The 19266-nt window shown below is 60.8% G+C and carries 14 protein-coding genes; 10 read left to right on the plus strand and 4 right to left on the minus strand.

Annotated features, from left to right (window positions below):
- The first annotated feature begins 56 nt into the window (after positions 1-56).
- Positions 57-623, plus strand: coding sequence for an N-acetyltransferase (locus JNO51_RS12160; RefSeq protein WP_215777574.1), 567 nt, complete (start codon positions 57-59; stop codon positions 621-623).
- Between the two features lie 74 nt (positions 624-697).
- On the opposite strand, the gene JNO51_RS12165 is transcribed toward JNO51_RS12160, so the two are convergent.
- Complete coding sequence (locus tag JNO51_RS12165) at positions 698-910, minus strand: hypothetical protein (protein ID WP_215777576.1); 213 nt, start codon at positions 908-910, stop codon at positions 698-700.
- A 133-nt stretch (positions 911-1043) separates the two neighbouring features.
- On the opposite strand from JNO51_RS12165, the gene arfB reads away from it, so the two are divergent.
- The 4 genes from arfB (at position 1044) to JNO51_RS12185 (ending at position 8464) form a co-directional block, all read left to right on the plus strand.
- Positions 1044-1445, plus strand: coding sequence for an alternative ribosome rescue aminoacyl-tRNA hydrolase ArfB (gene arfB / locus JNO51_RS12170; protein ID WP_252346080.1), 402 nt, complete (start codon positions 1044-1046; stop codon positions 1443-1445).
- Positions 1446-1623: 178 nt separating this feature from the next.
- A complete protein-coding gene (locus tag JNO51_RS12175) occupies positions 1624-3309 on the plus strand; it encodes an acid phosphatase (RefSeq protein WP_215777581.1) in 1686 nt (561 codons plus the stop codon).
- Positions 3310-3429: 120 nt separating this feature from the next.
- On the plus strand, positions 3430-7056 hold the full coding sequence (locus JNO51_RS12180) for an ATP-binding protein (protein WP_215777583.1): 3627 nt from the start codon (positions 3430-3432) through the stop codon (positions 7054-7056).
- 112 nt (positions 7057-7168) lie between these two features.
- Positions 7169-8464: a GGDEF domain-containing protein gene (locus JNO51_RS12185; RefSeq protein WP_215777584.1), complete on the plus strand. Its 1296-nt coding sequence runs from the start codon at positions 7169-7171 to the stop codon at positions 8462-8464.
- Positions 8465-8477: 13 nt separating this feature from the next.
- Here the strand turns inward: JNO51_RS12185 and JNO51_RS12190 are convergent, their stop codons facing one another.
- The gene (locus JNO51_RS12190; RefSeq protein WP_215777585.1) at positions 8478-11291 is read right to left on the minus strand and encodes an EAL domain-containing protein; all 2814 of its coding nucleotides are present in this window, start codon (positions 11289-11291) and stop codon (positions 8478-8480) included.
- Between the two features lie 249 nt (positions 11292-11540).
- Here JNO51_RS12190 and JNO51_RS12195 point away from each other — a divergent pair, with 249 nt between their 5' ends.
- From JNO51_RS12195 to JNO51_RS12205, 3 genes are all read left to right on the plus strand, one after another.
- Complete coding sequence (locus tag JNO51_RS12195; protein ID WP_215777586.1) at positions 11541-12863, plus strand: TRZ/ATZ family hydrolase; 1323 nt, start codon at positions 11541-11543, stop codon at positions 12861-12863.
- Positions 12860-13561 carry a bifunctional 2-polyprenyl-6-hydroxyphenol methylase/3-demethylubiquinol 3-O-methyltransferase UbiG gene (gene ubiG / locus JNO51_RS12200; RefSeq protein ID WP_215777587.1) on the plus strand — a complete coding sequence of 234 codons (702 nt, stop codon included), beginning with the start codon at positions 12860-12862 and terminating at the stop codon, positions 13559-13561. Before JNO51_RS12195 ends, ubiG begins: the two co-directional genes overlap by 4 nt.
- Positions 13562-13814: 253 nt before the next feature.
- Positions 13815-14489, plus strand: coding sequence for a GntR family transcriptional regulator (locus JNO51_RS12205; protein WP_215777589.1), 675 nt, complete (start codon positions 13815-13817; stop codon positions 14487-14489).
- A gap of 57 nt (positions 14490-14546) precedes the next feature.
- On the opposite strand, the gene JNO51_RS12210 is transcribed toward JNO51_RS12205, so the two are convergent.
- Both JNO51_RS12210 and JNO51_RS12215 read right to left on the minus strand, forming a co-directional pair.
- Entirely contained in the window at positions 14547-15041 is a 495-nt protein-coding gene (locus JNO51_RS12210; RefSeq protein WP_215777591.1) for a dihydrofolate reductase, read from the minus strand.
- A complete protein-coding gene (locus JNO51_RS12215; protein WP_215777593.1) occupies positions 15038-15832 on the minus strand; it encodes a thymidylate synthase in 795 nt (264 codons plus the stop codon). The genes JNO51_RS12210 and JNO51_RS12215 overlap by 4 nt, the downstream gene beginning before the upstream one ends.
- 175 nt (positions 15833-16007) lie before the next feature.
- Here JNO51_RS12215 and flhB point away from each other — a divergent pair, with 175 nt between their 5' ends.
- Together flhB and flhA are read left to right on the plus strand one after the other, a co-directional pair.
- Positions 16008-17174, plus strand: a complete 1167-nt coding sequence (gene flhB / locus JNO51_RS12220; RefSeq protein WP_215777595.1) for a flagellar biosynthesis protein FlhB — start codon at positions 16008-16010, stop codon at positions 17172-17174.
- Positions 17175-17180: 6 nt separating this feature from the next.
- Positions 17181-19265 (plus strand): flagellar biosynthesis protein FlhA, encoded by a 2085-nt coding sequence (gene flhA, locus JNO51_RS12225; RefSeq protein WP_215777597.1) that lies wholly within the window; start codon positions 17181-17183, stop codon positions 19263-19265.
- Position 19266 lies beyond the last annotated feature (1 nt).

Consider the following 19266-nt stretch of genomic DNA (forward strand, 5'->3'; position numbering starts at 1 on the left):
TTTTGATATGTGCTCGGCTACCTTGACATCACTGACACCCAAGGGAGCGCAAGATCGTGATCGCCGACGCCAATCTGCCCGCCAACATCACCGAACAAGCCTGCATCCGGCCGGCCCTGCCGGCTGACATCGCCCCGCTGCTGGCGCTGGAATGGACCCGCCAGCCCCATCAACGCCTGGCCCGCAACCAGTTGCGTCATCTGCTGACCCAGGGTCATGCCCTGACGCTGGTCGATGAATTCCATGGCAAGATCCGCGGCTATATCCTGCTCCTGTTTCGCCGCGACAGCCGTCGCAGCCGCATCTTCAACCTGACGGTCCACCCCTCCTGGCAGCGCAGTGGCGTCGCCTCCGGCCTGCTGCAAGCCGCCGAGCAAGCGGCACACATTCTGCAACGACCGCACCTGACCGTTGACATCACCGCCGACAATATCAGGGCACTGCAATGGTTTCTTGGCCAGGGCTACCGGCCATGCAGCGAACATCCGCAGGACACGCGCAGCGGGATCGGGCTGTACCGGCTGGAGAAAACCCTCCTGAGCCGACCGCGCCCCCATACGCGCCGCACCCAGCGCTGGGCCTTCTCGCTGGACAATGGCGCCTCCCCATCAATGCCTCTCTGAACACGACATGTCTGTCCCAAATGCCAAAGCCCCCGATGGGGGCTTTATCTGCAGACAGCCAGGAAGGCTATCGCTCATTTGGCCGGTCTCTGCGCACCAGCCGCCGCACAACCGGATCGTCGACGCCACCAGCTCATCAGGCGACCACGACGTGGTCGGGTCAGGGCCAGATAGCGCCCGAGCAACATGCGCTGCCGACGCGCCCATGGCGCAATCAGCGCATCGGCCTGTGAACGGGACACCTCCCGCGGCTTGGTCTGATTCAATAAATGCATGTAAAGACCCATGGTCCTCTCCGATCCTGTCATGCCGCACTGTTGCAGCGACCTGCCCATCTTAGGGAAGAGCAGATAAAAAACGCATAAAACCAGCGCTCACCCGACAGTGCTATCATGCGGTCAGCCAATGCCGGAACCCACCATGATCCGCTTTACCCTCGACGACAACGACCTGCAGTACAGCGCCATCCGTGCCCAGGGCGCGGGCGGCCAGAACGTCAATAAAGTCTCGAATGCCGTCCACCTGCGCTACGACATCCACGCCGCCCAGTTGCCCGCCATCCTGAAAGAACGGTTGCTGGCCCTGTCAGACCAGCGCATCAGCCGTGACGGCACCATCATCATCAAGGCCCAGCAATCACGCAGCCTGGAGCAGAACAAGCTGGAAGCGCGCCAGCGCCTGATCGAACTGATCGAGTCCGTTGCCACCACCCCCAAGACCCGCCATGCCACACGCCCGACGCTAGGCGCCAGAAAGCGCCGGCTGGAAGGTAAAAGTCGCCGCGGCGAGATCAAGGCACTGCGCGGCAAGATCCAGGACTGAGAAGCAGGCTTGTTTAGCATTGGCTGAAATACCACAGGCATGGACACTTGCATATTGCTGTAATCAAAGCAAATTACACTATTCCGGATAAATAACACTGACCATTCGTAGAGGTCACTTCTACTTAAGTGACATAATCTACCCATCGCCAACCCAGGCAAATCCGGAGTCCATGCATATGACATCGAAGCCAGAAGATCAAATCCAGACCGACAATCAGCCCGCAGACCCATCACGTCGCAAACTGTTCGAGACGGCCGCGGCATTGAGTGTCGCCACCGTCATGCCGACCGTGTGGTCACAAGGGGCCGAAGCCGCCGCCAGCCACGCGGCACCCATGGTTCTGACCGGTGGGGCACTGGATAAAAAGCTGAAGAGTCACGTCAAGAACATCGTGGTGATCTATCTGGAAAACCGCAGCTTCAACAATCTGTTCGGTAATTTCCCCGGCGTACGCTACCCGCTGTCGGCAGTTCCGGCCGAAGCCTACCAGCAGAAGGACCGGGATGGCCGCACCACCCTGGCCACCTTGCCAAAAATCTGGGGCGGACTGGTGCAAAAGGGCCAGACTGTTGCCGGCAAGTACTACATGATCGGTGAAGACAAGATCACCGGTTTGCCCAATGCCCCGTTCCCGCTCAAGGATGCCGAAGGCAAACTATTGCCCGAGGCGGTCATCACCCGTGACCTTTGGCACCTGTTCTACCAGAACCAGATGCAGATCAACGGCGGCAAGAATGACGGCTTTGCGGCCTGGGCAGATTCCGGCGGCCTGGTGATGGGTTATTACAGCGAAACTGCCAAGAACCTCAACCAGTGGAAAATCGCCCAGGAATACACCCTGTGCGACAACTTCTTCATGGCGGCCTTTGGCGGCTCCTTCCTGAACCACCAGTTCCTGGCCTGTGCCCGAGCCCCGTTCTACCCGAACGCTGCCAACAGCCCGGCCAAGGGCAAGATTGCCGTGCTGGAAGACGGTCCGACCGGCACCCGCCTCAAATTGGCGGCCGACAGCCCGGCCTCGGCGCTCGGTGGCGTGCCGAAATTCGTCAATAATGGTGCCATTTCGCCGGATGGCTATGCCATCAACACCATGGCCCCACCCTACCAGCCGAGCTACATCCCGCCGGCCAGCGGTGGCGATCCGGCACTGGCCGATCCGAACAACCCCAATACCCTGCCACCGCAGAAGCATGACACCATCGGCGACCTGCTGTCGGCCAAGGGTGTCAGCTGGGCCTGGTACAGCGGTGCCTGGCAAGCGGCGCTGGATGGCAAAGGCGGTCCGGACCAGCCGAACTTCCAGTACCACCACCAGCCGTTCAACTACTTCGAACGCTATGCCCCGGGCACCGCGGCACGCGCCAAGCACCTGCGCGATGCCGGCCTGGGCGACAGCCCGGTGTCCAACCACTTCCTGGCAGATATCGAAGCCGGCAAGCTGCCTGCAGTGAGCTTCTACAAGCCGCAAGGCAACCTGAACCTGCACGCCGGCTACTCGGATGTCGAGTCGGGCGACCGTCACGTGGCCAACGTCCTGGCCTACCTGCGCAAGAGCCCGCAATGGAAGAACATGGTGGTCGTGGTGACCTATGACGAAAACGGTGGCTGGTGGGATCACGTGGCCCCGCCCAAGGGCGACCGCTTCGGCCCGGGCTCGCGCATTCCGGCCATCGTCATTTCGCCGTTTGCCCGCAAGGGACATGTCGACCACACCTTCTACGACACGACCTCGATCCTGCGCCTGATCACCCGCGTGTTTGACCTGCCCAAGCTGGAAGGCATCAAGATGCGCGACGAAGCCTTTGCGGCGCAAGGCACCCAGGGTCCTGGCGACCTGACCGGCGCACTGGCCTTTGCCTGATTCCCGCCCTGCCCAGCACAAAACCCGGCTCTGGCCGGGTTTTTTTATGCTAAGCCATAATGACAAAAGGGTAATACGACCTAATATTCAATCTGGTTCATTTTCCAGGATCGGTCGCTCATGGCAAGTCCCGCACCCGACTGGCGTGCCCTGTTCGAGGCGATGCCCGGCCTTTGTCTGGCCTTGCAGGCCGATGGCACCATCCTGGCGGCGACCAACGCCTGCTGCCGGGCATTGGGTCTCACCCAAGCACAATTATCCGGACAATCCATCCTCACGCTGGCGAAAAGGCATACCCCGGAGACCGACCGCCGCGAGCTGGCCCAGCTGCTGGCACAATGGCAACAGGACTCGCCTGACGCACAGGGGGCGGCTCAGCCGTGGCGGCTCGTGCTGGACGAGCAGACGGCACAGCCTGTCGCCTGCGAGCCTCGTCTGCAGGCCATTCCCGATGAGCACGGACATCTCTCCTGGCTGCTATTGAGCCTGATCCCCCGGTACGCTCAGCCAGACAGCCCGCTTTCGCCTTCCCCCTCGCCAGAGTGGCCGCAGGGGTATGAGGCGCTCAACCAGCTCTACCAGAAAACCCTGGAGCTGGACGAGCTGAAAAGCCGCTTCCTGACGCGCATCAGTCATGAGCTGCGCACCCCGCTGACCCTGGTGCTGGGCCCCATCGAGCTGTTGCTGACGCAATCCGACCTCAGTGACAGCAACAAACGCCGGCTGGAAATGGTGGCACGCAATGGACGCTACCTTTATCGGCTGGTCAATGACCTGATGGATCTGTCACGGCTGGCGGCCCGGCGCATGGGGCTGCATTATGGCCGCTTTGATGTCGCCGCCAGCCTGCGCATACTCTGCGCCCAGTTTGATGCCGAGGCCCGCCAACAAAAGATTGCCTACCAGATACAAACCCCGGAAACCCTGTTGCTGGAGGCCGATGAGGCCAAAGTGCAGCGCATGGTGCTCAACCTGCTGACACATTGCCTGCAGCACACCCCAGCGGGGGGCCACGTCGACATTGAACTGAGCCGACAGGGCGAGCACCTGCGGCTGGATATCCGCGACAGCGGCCCGACGCTGCCACCCGAGATGCGCGAGGACATCTTCGACCACCTGCGCCCTGTCGCCCTGCCCGGGCGCAAAAGACAATCAGGCATGGGACTCGGCCTCTCCATCGTGCGGGAGTTCGCCATGCTGCATCATGGCAATGTGGTCTGTCTGCCGGTCACGGCGGGAGGCAACCTGTTCCGGCTGACACTGCCATGTCTCGCGCCCCCCGGCAGCAGCATGACAGACAAGCCGGAGGCGCTGGATCCGATCCTGTCACGCCAGGCACAGGATGAACGCCAGGCCCACCACTTGCCCCTGCCGGACGGCAGTGAGACACCGCAGCTTGCACCACGCATCTTGCTGATCGAGCCGCACAGCGACATGAATCGCTATATTGCCGAAGCGCTCGGCCAGCATTACCGGGTGGTGAGCGCCCTCTCCGGTGCCGAAGGACTGGAACAGGCGCTGGCACAGCAACCGGATCTGATTCTCGGTGACGCCGCCATTCAGGACATCCCCGGCGAGACACTGATCCGCGAGCTGAAGAAGCACCATGAGCTGGCGGATGTACCCATCATCGCGCTGACCAACCGCAGCGATCGCCAGTATGGTATTCAGCTGCTGCGACTGGGCATCCATGGCTTCATCAGCAAGCCCTTCCCGCTGGAAGAACTGCTGGCCAGGGTCAGCAATGCCCTGGCTGAACGCCAACGGGTCCGCACGACACTGTTTGCCAGCGAAGCCCGCTTTTCCAGCATCTTCCATGCCTGTCCGGAGGGTATTTGTCTCACCCGGCTGAGCGATAACCTGTTTGTCGATGCCAATGAAGCCATGCTGAAAATGCTGGGATACGAACGAGCTGAACTCATCGGTCACAGCGGGCTCCAGATCGGCCTGTGGGCCCAGCCGGAAAGTCGCAGCGAAGTTCTGCAGCAACTGGCCCGGACTGGCCTGGTTCAAGACAGGCTGACCAGGCTGCGCCACAAGAATGGCACCGTGCTGGAGGTTCGCCTGACGGCGCGACAAATCGACATCGGCGGGCAGCCTCATTTACTGGGCATCCTCAGCGACATCACACCGCAAATGCAGGCACAGCGAGAACTGGAGAGCCACAAAACCCAGCTGGAAGCCGAAGTCGCCGTACGCACAAACGAACTGGTCAAGGCACGTCAGCAAGCCGAGCAGCTCACCGAGGCCAAGAGCGAATTCCTCGCCAACATGAGCCATGAAATCCGTACCCCCTTGAACGGGATTCTCGGCATGGCGCAGATCGGCCACCGCGACACACATGAAGAGCGGGCCAGGGCCATCTTCGGTCGTATTCTCGACTCCGGCCATCTGCTCTCCGGTGTCATCAATGACATTCTGGACTTCTCCAAGATCGAGGCCGGCAAAATGGCCATCGAAAGTGTGCCGGTGGATCTGCACCGTCTGCTGGATGATCTGTTCGTCCTGATGCAGCAACCGGCCCAGGACAAGCAACTGCAACTGGCCCTGCACAAAGCCCCCTCCTTGCCTCATGCCTGCGCACTGGATCCACTCCGTCTGAAACAGATCCTGATGAACCTGCTGGCCAATGCCATCAAGTTCACCGAACACGGCAGCGTGACGCTGCTCGTGGCACTGGAAGCACCCTGGCTGGTTTTCCGGGTCAGAGACACCGGGATCGGCATCGCGGCAGAGCAGGTTGAAAGCATGTTCGACGCCTTCCAGCAGGCCAACAGCTCCACCACACGCCAATATGGCGGCACCGGGCTGGGGCTGGCCATCACCCGGCGCCTGATTGAGCTGATGAGCGGCGAGATCCGTGTCGAGAGCCAGCAGGGTAAGGGCAGCCTGTTTGAAGTGCGGCTGCCTTATCTGGCCGCCGAGCTGCCTGACACGCAAGGCAGGCAGCCCCCCCTCGCTGCCGCACAGCGACTGGCGGGGCTGCGCATTCTGGTAGCGGAAGACAGTCGGGTCAATCAGATGGTGCTGGAGGAAATGCTGCTCGCCGAGGGGGCCTGCATCGACCTGGTGGCCAATGGCCAGGAAGCGGTCGAGCGCATCCGCCAGGCACCACCCCGGCATTACCACCTGGTTCTGATGGACATTCAGATGCCGGTGATGGACGGGTATGAGGCCACCCGTCAACTGAGCACCATCGCTCCGGCACTGCCGATCATCGGTCAGACGGCACATGCCATGAGCGAAGACCGGGCCAAATGCCTGGCGGTGGGGATGGTCGATCATGTGGCCAAGCCGATTGATCTGGAGCAGCTGGTAGATTGCATCATGCGTCACTGCCGTCCGGACAGCCTGGCGCCGTCCGGCGCAACCGCCCCCCCCCTTCGCGCGGAAACACCCCCGCCGGGAGACTACCGCATACAGTGGGCAGAACTGGAAACCCGCTATGCCCGCAATCCGGCTTTCATCCGGCAACTACTGACGGTTTTTCTCAACAGCAATGCCGGCCTGCCACAGCAACTGCGTCAGGCACTGGGCCGCCAGGACAGCCATGCGCTGGCCGGTCTGGCGCATGGGCTGAAAGGCATGGCTGGCAGCATCGTGGCGCGTGACTTGCTGGCGCTGAGCCAGCATGTGGAGCAGGCAGCGAAAGCCCAGGCGCCGGATCAGTCTGAACTGACCGAAGCGCTGATCGGCCGGCTGGAAGACACGCTGACCGATATCCGGCAGCGCCTGGAAACCCTCTGAGGGCCGGATGTCAGCCCTTGGGACGATCACCGGGGAGAGGACTTGTTAAACGGGACGATGGAAAAGTTTCCTATACTGGCTAAATCACCGCCACCCGGTCAGGACGGCCAGTATGACGAAGCCCTCAGACCCGATCGATGCCGCAAAGCTTCTGGCAGAGCACAGCTCGCTGTTTCGGGCCATCACGGACCACTCTGACAACGTCATCAGCGTCAAGGACCTCGACGGACGCTACCTGTATGTCAACCAGCAATACATCCGTCTGTTTCACCAGCCGGCGGAGCGCTATTACGGACACACCGACAGCGAGTTGTTTCCTCCAGAGATTGCCACGCAATTTCGCAACAATGACCTGCGCGTCCAGCAGCAGAACGCCGCGCTGACGGTGGAGGAGATTGCCCTGGTCGAAGGGCAGCCGCGCCACTTCCTGTCGGTCAAGTTCCCGATTCACAATGCGCTGGGCCAGATGTATGCCACCGGCCTGATCGCCACCGACATTACCGAGCGCAAGGCCGCGGAGCAGCAATTATGGGCCAGTGAGGAGCGTTTCCGACTGGCATTCGAGCAGGCCACAGTCGGCATGACCATGGTCGACATCAACGGCATGATCCTGCGCATCAATCCGTTTGGCAGTCAGTTGCTCGGCTATCAGCAACACGAGCTGGAAGGCCGGCACATCAACAGCATCACCCATCCGCAAGACCGGACCCGCTCCATGGCCCTGATCCGCAAGGCCCTGGCCAGCAACCTGCCGCATGCCGAAATCGAGAAGCGTTATCTGCACAAGGATGGCTCGGTGCTGTTCTGCCGGATTGCCACCTCACTGATCCGCGACAGCCAGGGACAGCCTCTCTACTTTGTCTCCCATATCAACAATGTGACCGAAACCCTGCGTATTGAGGCCGAACTGAAGCGTCTGGCCAATACCGACCCGCTGACCGGCGTCGCCAATCGTCGTCCTTTCCTGGAACGCATGCAGCATGAGCTGGCACGGGTACGGCGCTATGGCGTCCACAGTTGCTGCCTGATGCTGGATTTCGATCACTTCAAGCGGATCAATGACCGCTGGGGCCATAGTGGCGGCGACGCCGTCCTGCAATATTTCAGCCAGGTCTGCCAGCAGCGGCTGCGTGCAACCGACCTGCTGGGGCGACTGGGGGGAGAGGAGTTTGCCATCCTGATGCCGAATACCGATCTGGCAGGCGCGCGGGAGCTGGGGGAGCAGCTGCGTCACTGGGTGACACAGCATCCCCTGCAGCAGGGGGAGCAGCAAATTCACTTCAGCATCAGTCTGGGGATAACTGAAATGCGGGCAGAAGATACCTCGCCGGATCAGGTGCTGGCCCGCACCGACGAAGCCTTGTATCGCGCCAAGGATCTGGGCAGAAACCGCATCGAGTGCCTGTAAGCCGGCAAGGGGCTCAGGCGCTCTCGGCCGGCAACAAGGTCCCGAGACTCAGCAATTGGGCAAACTCGGTCGCAGGCAGTGGCCGGGCCAGCAGATAGCCCTGAACCAGATCACAGCCCTCGCCGAGCAGGAAGTGCCACTGCTCGATGGTTTCCACCCCCTCGGCCACCACCTTCATGTTCAGGGTCTGGGCAATATTGATCACCGCCTTGGCAATCTCGCTGTCGTCGCTGTCGTGCGGAATGTCCTGCACGAAAGAGCGGTCGATTTTCAGCTTGTCGGCCTTGAAGCGTTTCAGATAGGACAGACTGGAATAGCCGGTGCCGAAATCATCGATCGACAGCTGCATGCCCATGCGCTTGATGGCATCGATGGTCTGCACGGTGGCTTCGACATCCTCCATCACCACGCTCTCGGTCACCTCGATATCCAGCACCCGGCCCGGCAGGCCGTTGGCCGACATGGCTCGCTCCAGCGTCGGCACCAGATCGGCCTGGCGGAACTGTAGCGCCGACAGGTTGATCGCCAGCGAAATTTCGGGCAACCCGCCTGCATTCCAGGCAGCCAGCTGGCGGCAGGCCTCGCGGATGACCCAGTTGCCGAGCTGAACGATGAAGCCACGCTCCTCGGCCACATCAATAAAGCGGTTGGGACCCAGCAAGCCCAGTGCCGGATGGTTCCAGCGGATCAGCGCTTCGGCGCCGACAATGCGTCCGGTGCGCATGTCCACCTGGGGCTGGTAGTGCAGCACAAACTCGTTGCGGTCGAGGGCAAAACGCAACTGGCTTTCAATCGCCAGGATCTCGTGGGCACGGGCATTGAGGTCGGCAGTATAGAACTTGAAGCTGTTGCGACCGAAAGACTTGGCGTGATACATCGCCGCATCGGCATTGCGCACCAGCATGTCGAAATCGCGCCCGTCCTCCGGATACACGCTGATGCCGATAGACGGAGTAATGCTGATCGAATGGTTTTGCAGATCCACGGCCGGGGCAAAGGCATGGATAATGCGTTCGGCCAGCATGGCGGCCTCGCCCGGATCCTGGATGGCGGGCAGCAGGATGATGAACTCGTCGCCCCCCTGGCGCGCCACCATCTGACCGGGCGCCAGCACCGACTTGATGCGATCGGCAGCCACCTGCAACAGGGTATCGCCCGCCGAATGCCCCAGGGATTCGTTGATGGTCTTGAACCGATCCAGATCGAGCAGCAGCAGGGCCAGGTGCAGGTTGTCGCGTGCGGCCGCCGTGATGGCCAGCTCGGTACGATCCTGCATCTGCGCCCGGTTGGGCAGACTGGTCAGCACATCGAAATGCGCCAGGAACTGGATGCGCTCATCGGCGGCACGCCGTTCCGACTGATCGCTGAAGATGGCCACGTAGTGGGTGACCTCGCCCAGGGCGCTCTTGACCACATTGATCGCCAGCCACTCCGGATAGATCTCGCCATTCTTGCGCCGGTTCCATACCTCGCCCTGCCAGAAGCCCTGCGCGGTCAACTGCTGCCACATCTGGACATAGAAGCCTTCGTCATGACGACCGGAGGACAGAATGCTCGGTTTCTGCCCCAGCACTTCCTGCTGGCTGTAGCCGGTAATATCGCTGAAGGCCCGGTTGACGATGCGGATGCGCAGATCGGCATCGGTGATCATGATGCCTTCGGTGGTGTTCTCGAACACCTTGGCTGCCAGTTGCATACGCTCTTCCGCACTGCGCCGTTCGGAGATGTCACGCACCATGCGCCAGACGGCATTGATGCGGCCCATCGGGTCGCGCATGGCGACCGTCTTGACGCTGACCGGGACCGGATTGCCGAAGCGGTTGAGATAGGTCGCCTCGAATTCGTCGCAATAGCCGAAACGCAGCACCTTGTTGTCGAGATTGAAATGCTCCAGTGCTTCGCTCTCGGTCGACACCAGCGACCAGAAATTCTGCAGCTTGAGCTGGTCGAGGTTATAGCACATCAGATTGAGAAAGGCCGGATTGGCGTCAATCACCTGGCCATCGAGCGAGCTGATGACGATGCCGTCCAGATTGGACCAGAACAGCTCGCGATATTTGTTTTCCGAACGCCGCAGCGCATCCTCCATCTCGCGCCGACGGGCAATGTCTGCCTCCAGGGCCATGGTCTTGGCGCGCAACTCGTCAAACAACCGCTTGAGCTCAGAGCGTGTCCACTCGAGATGGCGGCCCAGGCGCCCGATCTCGTCACCCCGCTCCCAATGGAACCGGCCATCCAGCTTGAGTTCCGCCAGCTGTGTGGCCTGATCGGTCAACTGACGGATCGGACGCAGGAAGCGCGAATGCAGGATGGCCATGATCAGCAGCATGGAGAGCACGATCTGCGCCAGCAGGGTCATCACCATGCGCTGCAAATCGCTTTTCAGCCGGTTGGCCAGATGCTCGGTATCGAATTCAATGGTGACCTGACCGATTTCTTCCCCACGGTAGATCACCGGTTTTTGCAGAATGGACACCGAGCCGATACGGCGCTCGCTGCGCAGGGCGGAAAGGAAGACGGTATTGGACTGCGTATCCGTTACGCGGATCGACACCACGCGCTGATCGTCCATCACGGACTCGATCAGCGGTGCGCCGGATTGCCGGCTCAGGTTCCACAGCGGTTCCTGCATCCCCAGCGCCAGAATGTCCAGCACTCGCTTCTGATCGGAAGACAGATCACTGGTCACCGTCTCCCTTTGCAGATTGAGCGTCAGTGCCCCAATCAGCGTGGCAGGGATCAGCACCCCAAGCAGGACTGCAATCAGAAATACAGTGCGCAACGACAGTACGGCGGCAAGGCCGGTTTTAGCGTTCGACATCGTCATGCGATCTCAGTCCGTCCAAATCCTCAGGAATAGCCTGGATGGTTGAATTAAGGTCGATCATCTATTCGGTAAAGTATACACGTACATCATTATTTCTAGGGATTCCCACACTCAGATGTTATGTTTTTTTCTCTTTTGCCATCGATTCCGTTTTCCACCCCCCCTGCATCCGGCTCCGCTGGCCATGCTGATTGCTTTGCGATTGGCGAGTGCCTACAATCGATCCATTTCTCATTCAGGATCGATAACATGGCTGACACGCGCTATGACTTGGTGGTGACCGCACGCTGGATGATCACCGTAGAAAATGACGGCGAAGTACTGGAAAACCATGCGCTGGCTATCCGCAACGGCGTCATCGAGGCGATTCTGCCGGCCGCCCAGGCGGCATCGCTGCCCGCCGACCGCCACGTCAAGCTGGACAGCCATGTCCTGATGCCGGGCCTGATCAACCTGCACGGCCACTCTGCCATGACGCTGCTGCGCGGCATGGCCGACGACCTGGCCCTGATGGACTGGCTCACCGGCCACATCTGGCCGGCCGAAGGCAAGCATGTGCGCGATGACTTCGTCTTTGACGGCGCCATGCTGGCGATGGCGGAAATGATCCGCAGCGGCACCACCACCATCAATGACATGTACTTCTTCCACGGCGCCATGGCCCGCGCCGGGCTGGCTGCCGGCATGCGTACCTTCGTCGGCTGTTCGATTCTGGAATTTCCGACCAACTACGCCGTCAATGCCGATGACTATATCAGCAAGAGCCTGGCAGAGCGGCGCGAATTCCTCGGCGAAGAGCTGGTGACCTTCACGCTGGCACCGCATGCCCCCTACACCGTGGGCGACGAAACCTTCCGCAAGGTGGTCACCATCGCCGAACAGGAAGACATGCTGATTCACTGCCACATCCACGAAACCGCCGGCGAAGTGGAAAACGGCATCAAGGAACATCATCAGCGCCCGCTGGCACGCCTGAAGGCTTTGGGCATGCTGTCGCCACGGCTGATCGCCGCCCATATGGTGCATCTGTCGCCGGAAGAAATCGAACTGGCTGCCAGCCACGGGCTTTCCATTGCGCACAACCCCTCCTCCAACATGAAGCTGGCCTCGGGCATTGCCCCGATTCCGCAACTGCTGGCCGCCGGGGTCAATGTCGGCATCGGTACCGATGGCGCCGCCTCGAACAACAAACTGGATATGCTGGCCGAAACCCGTCTGGCCGCCCTGCTGGCCAAGGTCGGCTCGCTCGACCCGACTGCCGTGCCCGCCGCCACCGCACTGCGCATGGCCACGCTGCACGGTGCCCGGGCACTGGGCATCGAGGATCGCACCGGCAGCCTGAAGACCGGCAAGCAGGCCGACATGATTGCCATCGATCTGTCGGCGCTGGAAACCGCCCCGACCTTTGACCCGATCTCGCACGTCGTCTATGCCGCCGGTCGCGAGCAGGTCAGCCATGTCTGGGTCAAGGGCCAGAACCTGATGAACGAGCGTCAGTTGCAAACGCTGGATGAATCGGCACTCAAGGCGCGTGCCGAAGACTGGCGTCACCGGATTGTGAGTGCCCGATGAGCATCAACGTCGATCAGAGCGAGCTGGCCAAATTCAGCGAGCTGGCACACAAATGGTGGGATCAGGAAAGCGAATTCAAACCGCTGCACGAGATCAATCCCCTGCGTCTGGGTTTTATCGACCAGCATGCCTCGCTGCCCGGCAAGAAGGTACTGGATGTGGGGTGTGGCGGCGGCATTCTGGCCGAGAGCATGGCCAGTCGCGGTGCCAGCGTCACCGGTATCGACCTGGCAAAGAAGTCGCTCAAGGTGGCCCAGCTGCATAGCCTGGAATCGGGTGTGGCCGTCGACTACCGCTGTGTGCCGGTCGAGGAACTCGCCGCAGCCGAAGCCGGCAGTTACGACGTGGTCACCTGCATGGAAATGCTCGAGCATGTCCCGGATCCGGCCAGTGTCATCGCCAGTTGTGGCCAGCTGGTCAAGCCGGGAGGCTGGGTATTCTTCTCGACCCTGAACCGCAATGCCAAGGCCTACCTGCAGGCCATCATCGGCGCCGAGTACCTGCTGGGCATGTTACCGCGCGGCACCCACGACTATCAGCGCTTCCTCAAGCCCTCGGAACTGTCGCGCATGTTGCGACCGGCCGGGCTGAGTCTGGTATCGCTGACCGGCATGCACTACAACCCGCTGAGCAAGGTCTATTCGCTCGGCGACGGCACGGATGTCAATTATCTGGTGGCGACACGCCGCACCGATTGAATCACGGGGCGACGGCCCCGTTTTTCTTTTCCCCGCCCCTTCCGGACATGTCTCCCCGCCGCCCGCGTCAACTGGCGGCATCTTCAGGACAAAGCCGCCGCTTTTAACCTCCTGCTGCCAAATAATGCCCCAAATGGGGTTTGATGCGAGTAGAATCAATGCCCATTGTTTGACAGCCAAACAATATAATTTTATTTCATATACTATAAATATTTCGCATCACAGGACGTACCCGCTCATGCAGGAGCCGCACATGTCATTCAAGGCCAATGATTCCCTGACCGAACAAATTGCACAGTATCTGGAACAACGCATCATCCTGGGGGAAATGAAACCCAGTGAACGCATTCAGGAATTACGCATCGCCGCCGAGCTGGAAGTCAGCCGGGGTTCGGTACGTGAAGCGCTGCTGATTTTGCAGCGGCGACATCTGGTGGAAATCTACCCGCGCCGTGGCGCCGTCGTGGCCAGCATCACCGCACGCGACGTGAAGGATTTCTTCGAGCTGTGGCTGTTGCTGTTCGACCGCGTCGTCTGCAACCTGGCGCAAAACTGGAAAAACGACGATCTGGCGGGCTTCTTCGAGCTGATGACGCAGATGGATCAGTGCCAGCGCAAGGGCGACCTGCAGGGCTTCTATCAACATGGCATGGACTTCCTGCGCGCCATGTATCAGTACGCCGACAATCGCTATCTGACGGATGCACTGGACGACCTGTTCCCGCTGACCCAGCGCTGCCTGTTTGCCATCCTGCGCGCCGGTCAGACTCAGATCGCACGCACTTACCGCTTCCTGGAAGACCTGCTGAAAATCATCATCGAGCGCGATGTCACCCGCCTGCACCGCATGGTGTTCGAATTCGGCACCAGCTACAGCCAGCTGGCCCAGGCCTCGGCGGAAGCCCTGCAAGGCCGCGTGGCACGCTGAAACGCTGTAACAGCCAATCAACAGCCCGGCAGGTGCCAACCTGTCGGGCTGTTGGCTTTATCGCGATGATTTGCGGTATTCGACAAAGGCGAAATGCAGGCCATCGGCACTGACCTGCGGCTCGCGTCGCACCTCGCGCCAGCCCTGGGACAGAAACTCGGGAAAACAGGCGTCCCCGCTGATCTCCAGCTCAATCTCCGTCAGTTGCAGGCAATCCGCCCAGGGTAAAGCCTGGGCATAAAGCTCGGCACCGCCGATCAGACACACTTCCGGCACCGCACCGGCCAGGGCAAGCGCCTGCTCGATGCCATGTGCCACTTCCACGCCCTGCGCCTGCCAGTCAGCCTGGCGGGTCACCACGATATTGCGCCGCCCAGGCAGTGGCCGACCGATCGACTCATAGGTCTTGCGTCCCATGATCACCGGCTTGCCCAGGGTCAGCGCCTTGAAATGCCGGAGATCCTCGGGCAGGTGCCAGGGCAGGCGATTCTCGATGCCGATCACGCGGCCCGCCGCCATCGCGGCCACCATGGTCAGTTGCGGCTGGCTCATACCGCCACCGGCGCCTTGATGTGGGGATGCGGATCATAGCCCTCCAGCGTGAAATCCTCGAAGCGGAAGGCAAACAGATCCGTTACCGCCGGATTGATACGCATGGTCGGCAAGGGCCGTGGCGTACGCGACAACTGTTCACGCGCCTGCTCGAAATGATTGCTGTAGAGGTGGGCATCGCCCAGGGTGTGCACGAAATCCCCCGGCTGCAGACCACACACCTGGGCCACCATCATGGTCAGCAGGGCATAACTGGCAATATTGAACGGCACGCCGAGAAAGATGTCGGCCGAACGCTGGTACAGCTGGCAGGACAGCTTGCCGTCGGCCACATAGAACTGGAACAGAGAATGGCAGGGAGGCAGCGCCATCTGGTCGACCAGCGCCGGGTTCCAGGCAGAGACAATCAGGCGGCGCGAATCCGGCGTCTCGCGGATCATGCGCACCACATTGGCAATCTGATCGATGCCCCCCCCGTCCGGGGTAGGCCAGCTGCGCCACTGATAGCCATAAACCGGGCCCAGATTGCCCTGTTCGTCGGCCCATTCATCCCAGATCGACACCCCGTTTTCCTTGAGATAGCGGATATTGGTGTCGCCGGACAGGAACCACAGCAATTCATGAATGATCGACTTCAGGTGCAGCTTCTTGGTGGTCACCAGCGGAAAGCCCTCCGCCAGGTCAAAGCGCATCTGATAACCGAAGACTGACCGGGTGCCGGTACCGGTCCGGTCGGACTTGTCCTGACCGTGAGCCAGTACGTGCTGCATCAAATCCAGATACTGTTTCATGTTTTCTCGAAAGTCCGGGCACGGCGGCAGGAGGCCGTACAGGTTGCAATGACACTGATTGTAACTGAAAGCGTCGCGGGAAGGCGGTTGCGCATAGGCTATTCAGGTAGCTTCCAATAGCTTAAATACGCTAACATCCGGTTGAAAATCCTCATGATTGCCTTGAACCGAGACGATGGCCGAAGAATCAGACCTCGAACGCACAGAACCAGCGACCAGTAAACGGCTGGAACAGGCGCGTGGACAAGGCAATATTCCGCGTTCACGCGAGCTGACGACCTTTGCCCTGACCATGACCGGCGTTGCCATGCTGATGGTCGAGGGCGGGCATCTGTACGCCTTCATGCGCGAGCTGTTCCGCCGGCTGTTCACCTTCGACCATGCCACGCTCAACGGCACCGACCCGATAATGCTGCACTTTCGCGAGGCCATCTTCGGTGCGATCTGGGCCATGCTGCCAATGCTGGCAGCGCTGTTCCTGGTCGCCCTGTTCGCCCCGATGCTGGTTGGCGGATGGAATTTCACCACCGAGGCACTGGAGCCGAAGTTCAACAAGCTCAACCCGCTGCCCGGCCTGATGCGCATGGTGTCGATGAACTCGCTCACCGAGGCCTTCAAGGCGATTCTCAAGTCGATCCTGATCGGCGGGGTGGCCACCAATGTCCTGTGGAAGCAAAAGAGCGAGATTATCGGCATCGGCCAGATGCCGCTGGAGGCCGGACTGGCCAAGCTGGTCAGCATGATGTTGCATAACTTTCTCATCATCGCCGGTGCGATGGTGCTGCTGGTGGCCATTGATGTGCCCTACCAGATCTGGAGCTACAACAAGAAGCTGCGCATGACCAAGGAAGAGGTCAAGCGCGAGTTCAAGGAACAGGACCTGCCGGCCGAGGTCAAGGGCAAGCAGCGACAGATGCAGCGCGAGGCAGCTCGCCGCCGCATGATGCAGGCCGTCCCCAAGGCCAATGTGATTCTGACCAACCCGACACACTATGCCGTTGCTCTGCTTTACGAAGAAGGAATGAGAGCCCCGCAGGTGGTGGCCAAGGGGTCGCTGCTGCTGGCGGAAAAGATCATTGATCTGGCCAAGGAAAACCGGGTGGCCATCATGCGTGTACCCAGCTTTGCCCGCGCCCTGTACTTCAACACCGAACCGGGCGATGAAATTCCGACCCGGCTCTATGCCGCCGCCGCTCAGGTCCTGGCTTACGTGCATCAACTGCGTCTTTACGAGATCAATGGCGGGCTGGCGCCGGCCTATCCGGACAAGATCGAGGTTCCCGAAGATCTTGACCCGCAAAGCAAACGTGCCCATCATGCGGCGCCTGGTGCGAGCGAATAATCAGGCATGGATAATTTCCTGGATTTACTAAAACGTTTTAACTACGCCTCGCTGGCCGGGCCGGTACTCATCATCCTGATTCTGACGATGATGGTGCTGCCGCTGCCACCGTTGATGCTCGACATCTTCTTCACGTTCAACATCGCGGTTTCGGTCATCGTGCTGCTCGTCGGCATCAATGTGCGCAAACCGCTGGACTTCTCGGCCTTCCCTGCCGTCCTGTTGGTCACCACGCTGTTGCGGCTGTCGCTCAACGTCGCCTCGGCCCGGGTCATTCTGCTCAATGGCCATACCGGTCCGGATGCCGCCGGCCAGGTGATCGAATCGTTTGCCCGCTTCCTGGTCGGCGGCAACGTGGCCATTGGTATCGTGGTGTTCATCATCATCACCATCATCAACTTCGTGGTGATTACCAAGGGTGCTGGCCGGATTGCCGAAGTGAGTGCCCGCTTTACCCTGGACGCCATGCCCGGCAAGCAGATGGCCATCGACGCCGACCTGAATGCCGGCCTGATCGGTGAAGACGAAGCACGCAAGCGCCGCGCCATCATTGCCGAGGAAGCCAATTTCTTCGGCGCCATGGATGGTGCCTCCAAGTTCGTGCGCGGCGATGCCACCGCCGGCATCATGATCATCCTGATCAACATCATCGGCGGCCTGATCGTCGGGGTGGTGCAGCACGACCTGGCCGCGGGCGAAGCGGCCAATACCTATACCCTGCTGACCATCGGTGACGGTCTGGTCGCCCAGATTCCGGCCCTGATCATCTCGACCGCCGCCGGTATCGTGGTGTCGCGCGTCGGCACGGAGAAGGATCTGTCGGAAATGCTGCTTGGCCAGTTGTTCTCCACCCCGCGGGTGCTGAACATTACGGCCGGGGTCATCGGCATGATCGGCCTGATTCCCAATATGCCGCACCTGGCCTTCCTGCTGATCGCCGCCATGCTGGCCGGCTTGTCTCGCCTGATGAGCAAGCGTCAGGTACAGACCCAGCAGGCCGAGCAGCGTGCCGAAGCCGCCAGCCGTGTGGCGCGGGAGCAGCCGGTGGCCGAAGTCAGCTGGAACGATGTCCAGCATGTCGACCAGCTGGGGCTGGAGGTCGGTTACCGGCTGATTCCGCTGGTGGACCGCAATCAGGATGGCGAGCTGCTGCGGCGCATTCGCGGCATACGCAAGAAGATCGCCCAGGAGCTGGGTTTCCTGGTTCCGGCCGTACATATCCGCGACAATCTGGAGATCAAGCCCAACGCTTACCGCATCCTGCTCAAAGGCGTGGAAATCGGCCGCGGCGAGGCCTTCATCCACCAGATGCTGGCCATCAACCCGGGTAAGGTGCTGGGCGAAATGCAGGGCCTGGCCACCACCGACCCGGCCTTCGGCCTGCCGGCGGTCTGGATCGACAGCGCCAAACGCGAGGAGGCCCAGGCGCTGGGCTATACCGTGGTCGACACCAGCACGGTGGTCGCCACCCACATTTCGAATCTGCTGCACACCCATGCCGCCGAGCTGCTCGGCCGCGAGGAAGTTCAGGCGCTGGTCAATCATCTGGCCAAGGACTCGCCCAAGCTGGTGGAGGATCTGGTGCCCAAGGTGGTACCGATCGGCACCCTGCAGAAGGTTCTGCAGCAGCTGCTGATCGACGGCATCCACATCCGCGACATGCGTTCGGTGGTGGAAGCGCTGGCCGACAATATTGCCGTGACACAGGATATCGACGAACTGGCGGCGGCGGTGCGGACGGCACTGGGACGGGTGATCGTGCAGCAACTGTTCCCGGGCGAGACCGAATTGCCGTTGCTGACACTGGATCCGGCACTGGAAAATGTCCTGATGCAGGCGGTGCAGTCCAAGGCGGGAGGCGGGCTGGAGCCCGGGCTGGCAGAGAATCTGCTGGCCAGCGCGGCCCAGGAGTCGGAACAGGCAGAGGTACAGGGCTTCAACCCGGTGCTGTTGACGCCCCCGGCGCTCAGACCGCTGTTGGCACGTTTTTTACGTCGCCCCCTGCCACAGTTGCGAGTAATTTCGCATAATGAGATACCAGATAATAAATCAATTCGTATAATTGCCGTAATTGGGGGCAGCAAGGGCTAAT

The sequence above is a fragment of the Paludibacterium sp. B53371 genome (genome assembly GCF_018802765.1).
Taxonomy (GTDB): domain Bacteria; phylum Pseudomonadota; class Gammaproteobacteria; order Burkholderiales; family Chromobacteriaceae; genus Paludibacterium.

Coding starts and splice junctions, on each gene's coding strand:
- JNO51_RS12165 (WP_215777576.1), bottom strand. CDS start 910: ATGGGTCTTTACATGCATTTATTGAATCAGACCAAGCCGCGGGAGGTG.
- arfB (WP_252346080.1), top strand. CDS start 1,044: ATGATCCGCTTTACCCTCGACGACAACGACCTGCAGTACAGCGCCATC.
- JNO51_RS12175 (WP_215777581.1), top strand. CDS start 1,624: ATGACATCGAAGCCAGAAGATCAAATCCAGACCGACAATCAGCCCGCA.
- JNO51_RS12180 (WP_215777583.1), top strand. CDS start 3,430: ATGGCAAGTCCCGCACCCGACTGGCGTGCCCTGTTCGAGGCGATGCCC.
- JNO51_RS12185 (WP_215777584.1), top strand. CDS start 7,169: ATGACGAAGCCCTCAGACCCGATCGATGCCGCAAAGCTTCTGGCAGAG.
- JNO51_RS12190 (WP_215777585.1), bottom strand. CDS start 11,291: ATGACGATGTCGAACGCTAAAACCGGCCTTGCCGCCGTACTGTCGTTG.
- JNO51_RS12195 (WP_215777586.1), top strand. CDS start 11,541: ATGGCTGACACGCGCTATGACTTGGTGGTGACCGCACGCTGGATGATC.
- ubiG (WP_215777587.1), top strand. CDS start 12,860: ATGAGCATCAACGTCGATCAGAGCGAGCTGGCCAAATTCAGCGAGCTG.
- JNO51_RS12205 (WP_215777589.1), top strand. CDS start 13,815: ATGTCATTCAAGGCCAATGATTCCCTGACCGAACAAATTGCACAGTAT.
- JNO51_RS12210 (WP_215777591.1), bottom strand. CDS start 15,041: ATGAGCCAGCCGCAACTGACCATGGTGGCCGCGATGGCGGCGGGCCGC.
- JNO51_RS12215 (WP_215777593.1), bottom strand. CDS start 15,832: ATGAAACAGTATCTGGATTTGATGCAGCACGTACTGGCTCACGGTCAG.
- flhB (WP_215777595.1), top strand. CDS start 16,008: ATGGCCGAAGAATCAGACCTCGAACGCACAGAACCAGCGACCAGTAAA.
- flhA (WP_215777597.1), top strand. CDS start 17,181: ATGGATAATTTCCTGGATTTACTAAAACGTTTTAACTACGCCTCGCTG.